This is a genomic window from Kribbella sp. C-35 (assembly GCF_046549195.1).
In the GTDB taxonomy this organism is placed as follows: domain Bacteria; phylum Actinomycetota; class Actinomycetes; order Propionibacteriales; family Kribbellaceae; genus Kribbella.
Genome location: NZ_JAJPWG010000011.1, coordinates 1 through 8,874, shown reverse-complemented (window position 1 = coordinate 8,874; position 8,874 = coordinate 1). Strand labels below are relative to the sequence as shown.

Genomic DNA, 8,874 nt, shown 5'->3' with positions numbered 1-8,874 from the left:
CTGCTGCACGGTCATGCGGGCAACGCCGTAGCGCTCGGCGAGCTCGGCCTGAGAGGGGAGCTTCTCTCCAGGCCCGATCGTCTTGGTCAGGATCGCGGCCCGAAGGACATTCGCGACCTGCTGATACGGCGGGCGAGGGTCATCCGGATCGAGCGTCGTCATGGGTCAAGCCTAAGGCACCTGGCTAGCCCGGCTGGCCAAGTTCACGTAAATGCTTGACCTGGCTAGCCAAGCTAGGTACGTTAGCGGCATTGGAGCTTGGCTAGCCAAGCTAGCTGACTAGCAGGGAGATGCAAATGAGCATGCCGCGCCGAGTGATGGTTCAGTTCGGACTCGCCTTCCCGTACGGGCTGTACGCCGTGGGTCCGGTGGAGCCGGAGTTGGACTTCGAGCGGTCGAGCAAGGACCGGCCGGTGCAGGCTCGGGACAAGGAGACCGAGCAGCTGGTCTGGAAGGTCGAGGTCATGGACCCCGACCCGGACACCAAGAAGAACGACCGGACGTTCGTCGTACGCCTCCTGGCCGAGGTGCAGCCGGTGCTGCCGGAGTCGCTGCCGGGCCTGCCGTTCACGCCGATCCACCTCGAAGGCCTGACAGCCGCACCGTGGGTGGACACCCGCTCGTGCACGGGTCCGGAGAACGGCAAGGGTCACCGGTGCCGCGCTCGCCAGGGCTGGTCCTACCGGGCGACCGACGTCAAGGCCCCGAAGAACATGCCGGGATCGGCGGCCCAGTCACGGTCCACGTCGGGCGACAAGGCGGCCTGATCGTGGAGGCATACGAGGCTCCATCGATGACTGTCGACGCGCACGTTGACGCCGATACTGGCCTGACGCACCACCTGTTCACCAAAGGCGGTGGAGGCGTCCCGTGGGTGGTGCTGAAGGTTGGCCGAGCGGGCGAAGGTGTAGGGCTGTACGTCCACGACCTGTCAGTGCTGGACGCGCTCAGTGACGTGATCGAGCGCGCTCGTCAGGACCTTGCCGGGGCGCTGGGGTTGCTCCCGAACGGCGAGCCGTGTGCGTTCGTGGACGTGTTCGGGTCGATCGAGTGGAACGAGCACGATCACGACCGGTGCCTTGAGCAACTGGTTGACGAGCCGGTTCCGTACCTGCCGACTACGTCGGTCGCGCTTGGGCCGGTGGCGTGATGCAGCGCCGCGACCTGGACGCGTGGGCGGTTGCGCTCGGCGTTGGGGATGACGATGCCGCGTTCGTGCAGCTCGTGCGGGTTGAGCACATGGTGCAGGAGCAGCGCGAGGACTTCTCGGCGGTGTGCGACCGGCTGCGCGGACTCGACGTACGGGGGCTGGCGGCGCTCGTGGTGGACCGGCTGGATTTCGTGCAAGAGGGCCTGTTCTGGGTCAAGCGCGACTTCTTGCTGCACGAGCGGGGGTTGTGACGTGGCCGGCCGAATGAAGGAACTCGACCGTTGGGCTCGCGTTCTCGGTGCTGGCAACGACACCGAGGCGCTGGCCGAGATCGTGCCGCTACGGCAACGACTCGTGACCTCGGCGGCCCGGGTGCTGTGGGTCGACAAGTCGCTGCGTCACTGCCCGGACGGAGACCTCCGGCTCGCTGCCCGCCAGGCGGTGCAGGACGCCGTGAATCTCTGGTCGGAGGTCGCCGTGGTGACGCGGAAGTTCGAACTCCATCTGAGAGGAGACAAGTAATGGCTGCGCTGTTCGCGACACGCAAGGACCTCGACGGTTGGGCCGACGCACTCGGGGTCCGCAACGACGAGGACGCCTCGGGGGAGCTGCACAAGCTGATGGGTCGGCTGCTCGACGCACAGGACCGGGTTCGGACCGTGGCCCGGTCACTGTCCAAGGCCCCGAAAGACGACGTACGGGGATCGCTGGCCACGGCGCTCGGGCGTCTTGATCTGGCAGTAGTCGCGATCGATCAGGCGTTGCGCGGGTTCGCCGTTCACGAGAGGGGCTGACGGGGTTATGGCGATTGCAGGCAGGCGCCGGTTCCTGGACCAGTGGGCACGCGCGTTGGACGTGACGAACGACCTCGACGCTATGGCGAAGATCCGCGGCTTGATGAACGAGCTGGACGACGCACGGAGCCAGCTGCAGAAGACGACTGCGGTTCTGGCCAGTGTGCCGGACCCGGACGCGAACAGCGGTGCGACCGGCGCGATGACCGCGCTTGAGAACGCGTGGGGTCATCTGCTGGTCGTCGAACGCCGGTTCGCGAAACACGAGAGAGGAGGCAAGTAGAGCCATGGGCAAGACTGGCAGGAAAGCCGCGGGAGACTTCCCGCTTGGGCGCATGGTCGCATCGCAGCTGCGTCACCCCGGCGTGATGCTTCCGCCGCTGGGCCTCGCGGCGTTGGGCTGGTACGGCGTAACGCAGGGCTGGACCCGTCCGCTCATCGGTGCCGGCGTCCTAGCCGTTGCGCTGCTGGTGTGGGCGCTGTGGTGGCGGGTGTCGTTCTGCAATCAGGTCGTATACCGGGTGAAGGCTTGGTACCGCCGCTGGTTCCGGTACGCGCCGCGCTGGTGGTTCTGGATGGGCCGCCTCGGGCTGTCGGTGACCGACGAGATGGCCGGCTGGATTCTCCGTCCCCGCATCCTCAAGGTCCGGTCAACAGGCTGTATCGACTCGGTGCTGCTGGATCTCCCGCTCGGGGTGCGAACCGATCAGGTGATGCAGGCAGTTCCGGATCTGCGGCACGCGGCGAAGGCACGTCGGGTATCGGTGCGGGAGCTGGAACCGGGCCTGGTGTGGGTGGACTTCTTCACCGCCGACCCGCTGCGCAAGACCATCGCCCCCGCCCTGCACCCCATACGGCTGAACGTGCGGGACCTGGACGGGCTGATCCTCGGCTACTGCGAGGACGGTACGCCGTGGCGGCTCAAGGTCGTAGGCAGGCACGTCTTCGTCTGCGGTGTCTCCGGTGCCGGGAAGTCGTCGGTGTTGTGGTCGCTGCTGTGGGCGCTCGCGCCGTACATCAAGGCCGGCCTGGTCGTGGTGCACGGCATCGATCCCAAGGGCGGGATGGAGCTGGACTTCGGGCGGGAGCTGTTCGACCGGTACGAGGCCGACGACTACGAAGCCATGGCCGAGATGCTGGAACAGGACGCTGACTACCTGGACGACCGCACCAAGCTCCTGCGCGGCAAGGCCCGCACGTTCACCGCCTCGCGGGAGACACCGTTCGTGCTGATCGTCATTGACGAGTTGATGCAGCTCACCGTGTTGCTGCCCGGTCCGGAAGGCCGCCGACTGTCCGGGCGGATCGAGGTGGCACTGGGTCGGCTGCTCGGCAAGGGCCGCGCACCAGGGTTCTCCGTGTTCGCGACCTCGTTGCTCGTGACCAAGGACGTAGTGACCTGGCGCGAGCTGTTCTCCACCAAGATCGCCATGCGCCTCGACAACGAAGCACAAGTGGAAATGGCGCTCGGTGAAGGTGCGAGAGACCTCGGGGCCGAGTGCGACCGCATCCCCGAATCGCTGCCGGGTGTCGCCTACGTCCTCCAGGAGGGCAAGCGCGAGCCGGTACGGGTCCGGGCCGCCTACATGAGTGACGACGCGATCCGCGACATGGCAACCACCTTCGGCCTGCGCGGCGCGATCGAACCCGTCGACCGCGACAGCGTCACCCTGATCAACCCCAACACCGTTGACGGCGAAGTAGTCGAGAGCGGTGAAGCCGCATGAGAACCAAACTCCAGGTCGCTGGCCAACTCGCCCTTCCACTCACCCCAGTGCTGCCGCTGCCCATGCGCGTCACCGTCAACCGATGGATCACCCGCGGCTGGCGTGAGCGGGCGGCCTGCCTCGGCACCACTGACCCCGCGTTCACCAGCGAGGAACCCACTGCCAAGGAACAGACCGAGGCAGCACAGAGCATCTGCGGGGCCTGCCCGGTCCGCCGATCCTGCCTCGCCTCGGCGCTACTGAACGACGAACAGGGCGTCTGGGGCGGAACAGTCGACGCCGACCGCCAGGTCATCACCGCCGTTCTCACCGGGCTCTCTGCGTACTGGGCCCGCATCGCACCCTGGCCGCTGCCCGCCGCCTGCCGGACGGAATGGACACCCGGACCGGGGGCGCTCGACCCCACCAAGCCCCTGCCGCTCAAACGCGACACCGACACCTACACCGAAAGGTCGGCAGCGTGACCACCTTCGGACTCACGATCAGCGCCGGTGTCGAGATCGAGGCCGAGCACGCGTTCGTCATCGATGACCCCGACGCCTATATCTGTACCCGCATGGCAGCATCCACCGACCCCGATGACTGTGACGGCCTGATCTCACCGGGCGAGCCGCACATGGTCGTCACGGTCAATGGCCGGCCTCTGCTGCGGTGGTGCCGAGCCTGTGCGCCGGGGATCGTCGGTCGCGCCTTCGCTGCCTGGCTGGCTCCGTGATGACGGTTCAGATGCGGTTGTCCGGCGACCCCGAGGAGATCGAGGTCATGGTCAAGGTCCTTGCCGTGGTGTTCCAGCTCGACGGCTCCGGACGGCTCTACACCAACCAGGGGGCCACGGGCGTCCGCTGCTACCTCACAGCCCGAATCCCCAACAAACACGACAGATCCGAGCCGTCGACGCCGGATCAGCACCGGTAAGGAGGTGGTCCAGAATGACCGACACCAGAGCGCACGGCAGGATCACGCTGGACCGCTTCCCGCTGGACGTCGTACAAGACCTCGCGATCACCAACGGCGTCTGTGTCCGACCAATCCTGAACCGCGTTGTCGACACCGAAACCGGCACCGAGCGCATCGTCGGCGTCTCCTGCGGGTCAACGCTCACCACGAAGTGCCCGCCCTGCGCCGATGCCAACCGGCGACTGCGGATGCAGCAGTGCCGCGAAGGCTGGCACCGAGACACCGAACTCGACCTCACCGACGACGAAGACTCGCTCGAGGACGAGGACCAGGCCGAACCCGAGGACGCCGGCACCGACGAGGACTCCACTCGCCGCGTCCGATCCACCCGTCGACGCCAAGACGCACCCGAACTGCCACGGGTCCCAATGGACAAGCGCACGGTCGGCACGACGTTCCGCGCACCCAACGGCAAGACCTACCGCCCGTCGATGTTCATCACCCTCACACTCGACTCGTACGGCGCGACGCACCGTCTCCCGTACCGGGTCAAGGGCAAGCTGGTTCCGTGTTCGTGCGGTGTCCACCACGGGCAGAACTCGCCCGTGTTGTCGACGCCGGTCGACCCGTCGACGTACGACTACCGCCGCGCCGCGCTGGATGCGCTGCACTTCTCCAAGGGCGTTGACCGGTTCGTCCAGAACCTGCGCCGCTGTGCTGGCTACAAGGCGCAGTACTTCGCCGTGGTCGAGCCACAGAAGCGCCTCGCGCCGCATCTGCACATGGCAGTCCGCGGGACCGTGCCGCGTGACCTCGTCCGCCAGGTCGCCGCCGCCACGTACCACCAAGTGTGGTGGCCGGAGCACGAGACGCCCGTCTACGACGGTCATGCCGGCAGTGACCTCCCCGTCTGGGACGAGGACACCGAACGCTTCCTGGACCCGACCACGGGCGTCCTGCTGCCCACCTGGGACAACGCCTTGGACGACCTGGCCGCCGACCCCGCAGCACAACCCGCGCACGTCGTCCGCTTCGGCGAACAAGTCGACTACAAGGGCATCGTTGCGGACTCCGACGCCAAGGTCGGCAAGGCGATCGGCTACCTGACCAAGTACCTCGGCAAGGCAATCGGGGAGACCTACGGCGACGACCCCGCCGAGCTGCACTCCGCCCAGCTCGACCACCTGAACCGGCTTCACGAGCACGTCAAGGCGCTGCCCTGCTCGCCGGCCTGCGCGAACTGGCTCCTGTACGGAATCACCCCGAAAGACGCGACCGGCAACCTCGTACCCGGCGAATGCCACAGCAAAGCCCACGACCGCGCACACCTCGGCCTCGGCGGCCGCCGCGTCCTCGTCTCCCGCCAGTGGACAGGCAAGACCCTCACGGACCACCGCGCCGACCGAGCCGAAGTCATCCGCCAAACCCTGGCCGCCGCCGGCGTCGAGATGGACGACCAAACCGCACTGTCCGTCTACCAGACCACCAGCGACGACGAACAACCACGCTTCATCTGGACCCCGGTCCGCCCCGGCGACGAGGACGCGCCCACGCAGAAGGAAGTCCTGGCCTACAGCATCACCAAACGCATCCGCTGGCGTGAGCAGTACGAGGCAGCCAAACAACGCGCCCGCGACGGCACAGGACCACCGAACGACAGCAATTCGGCAACTGACACCAACGACGCCGCGACTGCGGCCTAGCCAACTGGGGAGCTAACCATGCAAGACGATTCGCGCCTGCTCAAGGTCGAGGAAGTGGCCGAGCACCTGAACGTTTCCCGGTGGACCGTCTACCGGCTGATCAAGGAACGTGAGCTGACCAGCGTCAAGGTCCGCAACGGTCGACGTGTGCCGATGCAGTCCATTCGGGCGTACGTGGCCGGCCTGATCGAGGACGCCGCCTGATGACGACTATCGCGTTTATGGAGCCCGAGGAACCCGAGCAGCCGAAGAAGTCCAAGCCGACCGCCAAATCCAAGCCCAAGGCAACGAAGGGGGCGACCGGAAAGCGGAACGTCAACGGTGAGGGCAACATCCGTGAGAGGTCGGATGGGCGCTGGGAGGGCCGTGCGTACGTCATCACGACTGATGGGCGGGAGGTCCGCCGTAGCGTCTACGGCAAGTCGTGGGAGGACGTACACGAGAAGCTGACCAAGCTGCAAGCGGACACGATGTCCGGCAAGCGGGTGGCGTCCAGCTCGCAGACGGTTGGTGAGTATTTGGAGTACTGGCTCCAGGAGCATGCTCGTCACCGAGTCCGGGACACGACCTACGCAAGCTATCGGTGGCTGATCGAGAAGTACCTCGGTCCGCTGTTCGGCAAAAGGAAGCTGACCGCGTTGCGACCGGCTGACATCCGGCGCGGCTTCTTTCAGCTCAAGCAGACGTGCCAATGCTGCGCGAAGGGCAAGGATCAGGCACGCGAGGACCGCGCCAAGAAGCTCCGCGCCGAGCGCGCCGACAAGGCTCCGAGGAAGAACGCCCGACCGATCGAAGGAGCACGGTGCTGCGCAAAGACACCGCGTGAGTGCTGCCATGACGTGGTGTCCGACGGCACAGTTCGTTACCTGCACCGAGTTCTCCGGGGGGCCCTCCAGGATGCCGTAGCTGAGGACGAGATCCTGACGGAGAACGTTGCGCAGAAGCTCCGGATGGACCACAAATACCGGCCAACGTTCAAGGCATGGAAGCCTGCGGACGCGACCGCATTCTTGGCGGCCATTCGTGATGAACGGCTGTACGCCCTGTACGCGGTGGCACTGTCCCTCGGTCTGCGTCGGGGTGAAGCGCTGGGTCTCCGCTGGCAAGACATCGACCTGGACAACGGGGCGGTCTCCGTTGAGCACGGGCTCCACCGGGTGGGCGGAAAGCTCCAACTCGGCTCGGTCAAGACCGACGGCTCGTCCCGCGTGATCCCCGTGCCCAAGCCACTGCTCGCCGTACTGACGAAGCACCGAGCTGCGCAGGAGGTCGAGCGCGCCGGCCACCTCGCCGAGCTGGCTGCTCCGGACAAGAAGGAGGAGAAGGCGGCTGCCCTGCGGGCGTGGGAACAGGGCTATGTGTTCACGACCACGATCGGTACTCCGATCGAGCCGCGGAACGTGAACCGACATTTCGATGCAATGTGCGCCAAGTCCGGCGTACGGCGAATTCGGTTCCACGACCTGCGGCACTCGTGCGCGTCACTGCTGTGGAGTCAGGGTGTCCCGCTTGAGCAGATTCAGGACATCCTCGGGCACGCTGACCCCCGCACCACGAAGGTCATCTACGTCGACGTGGCCGAGGAGTTGCAGCGTGACGCCGTGGACAAGCTCGGGTTCTTGTTCGAGGACCCGGAGCAATGACGTTGCGGTCAACTGTGGGAGTCAGGAGGGCGGCGAGCACGACAGCCGCCCTCGTCGGCATTGCCCCTGCAAAGACGAATGACCAGGCTAGAGCGTCTCTCAGCGGCCGACTGGGCGAACTACGCCGCCGAAGTCAGCCAGCGGCCAAGCTAGACAGATCATTCCCCAGCATCGAATACACGAACATGTCCCGCCGCTCCTCACCTACCTGCTGCCAACTGCGGAGCAGGCCCTCGCGCTGGAAGCCCACACGCTCGGCCGTCCGCTGTGACGCGGTATTCCAAGGCTCGACATGCAGCTGAAGACGGGGAATCCGCAGGTCACCCAAGGCCCAGGCAGCGACAGATCGAAGGGCTTCCGCAGCAACCCCCTGCCCACGCGCCGACCCGACCACCCAGTAGCCCAGCGACGCGCGGCCCTCTTCGAACTCCCTCAGCCACAGGCCGACCGTCCCAAGCGGCCGACCGTCGTCAACCCGCACGATGACGAACGGATATCCACTGCCAGTAGACGCCCGCTCCCACTGCCGCCGGATGAAGGCTTCGCTTCCCTCCTGCGAGTACGCCGATGGAACGGTCGTGATCAACGGGATGTAGTCATCGCCCGATGCTTCCCGGACGAGAGGCAGATCTCCGATCTCCCAAGCGCGGAGCACGAACCTGTCACCAGCAGCCAAGCGCGGGACGTTCAACGGGCCAGCAGCAACCATGCCCGCATCCTGCCGCGATCCTCACCAGGACGCACACCCATTCACCACTGTGGCCAAGCTCGGGTTCCTGTTCGAGGACCCGAAGGAATGACGTTGGGGTCAACTGCGGGGGTCAAGGGGGCGGCGAGCACGACAGCCGCCCTCTTCGCCCTTCACTCCGGAAACACAAAAGCCCAGGTCAGAGAGTGTCTGCCTGGGCCTTCGATTTGCGCGCTCGGAGGGATTCGAACCCCCAACCTTCTGATCCGTAG

General features: G+C 66.2%; 15 protein-coding genes. 13 read left to right on the top strand and 2 right to left on the bottom strand.

Features of this window, described 5'->3' with window-relative positions:
- Positions 1–162: GntR family transcriptional regulator (locus ACLJOO_RS42600; RefSeq protein ID WP_410794068.1), on the bottom strand; the 162-nt coding region annotated here is incomplete at its 3' end.
- 134 nt (positions 163–296) lie between these two features.
- On the opposite strand from ACLJOO_RS42600, the gene ACLJOO_RS42595 reads away from it, so the two are divergent.
- The 13 genes from ACLJOO_RS42595 to ACLJOO_RS42535 are packed head-to-tail and all read left to right on the top strand — an operon-like array spanning position 297 to position 7,914.
- Positions 297–767 (top strand): plasmid replication, integration and excision activator, encoded by a 471-nt coding sequence (locus tag ACLJOO_RS42595; protein WP_410794067.1) that lies wholly within the window; start codon positions 297–299, stop codon positions 765–767.
- Positions 768–793: 26 nt separating this feature from the next.
- Positions 794–1,150, top strand: a complete 357-nt coding sequence (locus ACLJOO_RS42590) for a hypothetical protein (protein WP_410794065.1) — start codon at positions 794–796, stop codon at positions 1,148–1,150.
- Entirely contained in the window at positions 1,150–1,401 is a 252-nt protein-coding gene (locus ACLJOO_RS42585; protein WP_410794063.1) for a hypothetical protein, read from the top strand. Before ACLJOO_RS42590 ends, ACLJOO_RS42585 begins: the two co-directional genes overlap by 1 nt.
- A gap of 13 nt (positions 1,402–1,414) precedes the next feature.
- Positions 1,415–1,672: a hypothetical protein gene (locus ACLJOO_RS42580; protein ID WP_410794062.1), complete on the top strand. Its 258-nt coding sequence runs from the start codon at positions 1,415–1,417 to the stop codon at positions 1,670–1,672.
- Complete coding sequence (locus ACLJOO_RS42575; protein WP_410794061.1) at positions 1,672–1,944, top strand: hypothetical protein; 273 nt, start codon at positions 1,672–1,674, stop codon at positions 1,942–1,944. The genes ACLJOO_RS42580 and ACLJOO_RS42575 overlap by 1 nt, the downstream gene beginning before the upstream one ends.
- A 7-nt stretch (positions 1,945–1,951) precedes the next feature.
- Complete coding sequence (locus ACLJOO_RS42570; protein WP_410794060.1) at positions 1,952–2,227, top strand: hypothetical protein; 276 nt, start codon at positions 1,952–1,954, stop codon at positions 2,225–2,227.
- A 52-nt stretch (positions 2,228–2,279) separates the two neighbouring features.
- Positions 2,280–3,671 (top strand): FtsK/SpoIIIE domain-containing protein, encoded by a 1,392-nt coding sequence (locus ACLJOO_RS42565; RefSeq protein ID WP_410794059.1) that lies wholly within the window; start codon positions 2,280–2,282, stop codon positions 3,669–3,671.
- Positions 3,668–4,135, top strand: coding sequence for a WhiB family transcriptional regulator (locus ACLJOO_RS42560; RefSeq protein ID WP_410794058.1), 468 nt, complete (start codon positions 3,668–3,670; stop codon positions 4,133–4,135). The genes ACLJOO_RS42565 and ACLJOO_RS42560 overlap by 4 nt, the downstream gene beginning before the upstream one ends.
- Complete coding sequence (locus ACLJOO_RS42555; RefSeq protein ID WP_410794056.1) at positions 4,132–4,386, top strand: hypothetical protein; 255 nt, start codon at positions 4,132–4,134, stop codon at positions 4,384–4,386. Before ACLJOO_RS42560 ends, ACLJOO_RS42555 begins: the two co-directional genes overlap by 4 nt.
- Positions 4,386–4,586, top strand: coding sequence for a hypothetical protein (locus ACLJOO_RS42550; RefSeq protein WP_410794055.1), 201 nt, complete (start codon positions 4,386–4,388; stop codon positions 4,584–4,586). The genes ACLJOO_RS42555 and ACLJOO_RS42550 overlap by 1 nt, the downstream gene beginning before the upstream one ends.
- Positions 4,587–4,600: 14 nt before the next feature.
- Positions 4,601–6,271, top strand: a complete 1,671-nt coding sequence (locus ACLJOO_RS42545; protein WP_410794053.1) for a replication initiator — start codon at positions 4,601–4,603, stop codon at positions 6,269–6,271.
- Between the two features lie 18 nt (positions 6,272–6,289).
- A complete protein-coding gene (locus ACLJOO_RS42540) occupies positions 6,290–6,475 on the top strand; it encodes a helix-turn-helix domain-containing protein (protein ID WP_350279697.1) in 186 nt (61 codons plus the stop codon).
- Between the two features lie 17 nt (positions 6,476–6,492).
- Complete coding sequence (locus ACLJOO_RS42535) at positions 6,493–7,914, top strand: tyrosine-type recombinase/integrase (RefSeq protein ID WP_410794050.1); 1,422 nt, start codon at positions 6,493–6,495, stop codon at positions 7,912–7,914.
- Between the two features lie 133 nt (positions 7,915–8,047).
- Here the strand turns inward: ACLJOO_RS42535 and ACLJOO_RS42530 are convergent, their stop codons facing one another.
- Entirely contained in the window at positions 8,048–8,623 is a 576-nt protein-coding gene (locus ACLJOO_RS42530; protein WP_410794049.1) for a GNAT family N-acetyltransferase, read from the bottom strand.
- Positions 8,624–8,874 lie beyond the last annotated feature (251 nt).

Excerpts from the sequence above, each read along its gene's own strand:
- ACLJOO_RS42595 (WP_410794067.1), top strand. The coding sequence starts at position 297 with ATGAGCATGCCGCGCCGAGTGATGGTTCAGTTCGGACTCGCCTTCCCG.
- ACLJOO_RS42590 (WP_410794065.1), top strand. The coding sequence starts at position 794 with ATGACTGTCGACGCGCACGTTGACGCCGATACTGGCCTGACGCACCAC.
- ACLJOO_RS42585 (WP_410794063.1), top strand. The coding sequence starts at position 1,150 with ATGCAGCGCCGCGACCTGGACGCGTGGGCGGTTGCGCTCGGCGTTGGG.
- ACLJOO_RS42580 (WP_410794062.1), top strand. The coding sequence starts at position 1,415 with ATGAAGGAACTCGACCGTTGGGCTCGCGTTCTCGGTGCTGGCAACGAC.
- ACLJOO_RS42575 (WP_410794061.1), top strand. The coding sequence starts at position 1,672 with ATGGCTGCGCTGTTCGCGACACGCAAGGACCTCGACGGTTGGGCCGAC.
- ACLJOO_RS42570 (WP_410794060.1), top strand. The coding sequence starts at position 1,952 with ATGGCGATTGCAGGCAGGCGCCGGTTCCTGGACCAGTGGGCACGCGCG.
- ACLJOO_RS42565 (WP_410794059.1), top strand. The coding sequence starts at position 2,280 with ATGGTCGCATCGCAGCTGCGTCACCCCGGCGTGATGCTTCCGCCGCTG.
- ACLJOO_RS42560 (WP_410794058.1), top strand. The coding sequence starts at position 3,668 with ATGAGAACCAAACTCCAGGTCGCTGGCCAACTCGCCCTTCCACTCACC.
- ACLJOO_RS42550 (WP_410794055.1), top strand. The coding sequence starts at position 4,386 with ATGACGGTTCAGATGCGGTTGTCCGGCGACCCCGAGGAGATCGAGGTC.
- ACLJOO_RS42545 (WP_410794053.1), top strand. The coding sequence starts at position 4,601 with ATGACCGACACCAGAGCGCACGGCAGGATCACGCTGGACCGCTTCCCG.
- ACLJOO_RS42540 (WP_350279697.1), top strand. The coding sequence starts at position 6,290 with ATGCAAGACGATTCGCGCCTGCTCAAGGTCGAGGAAGTGGCCGAGCAC.
- ACLJOO_RS42535 (WP_410794050.1), top strand. The coding sequence starts at position 6,493 with ATGGAGCCCGAGGAACCCGAGCAGCCGAAGAAGTCCAAGCCGACCGCC.
- ACLJOO_RS42530 (WP_410794049.1), bottom strand. The coding sequence starts at position 8,623 with ATGGTTGCTGCTGGCCCGTTGAACGTCCCGCGCTTGGCTGCTGGTGAC.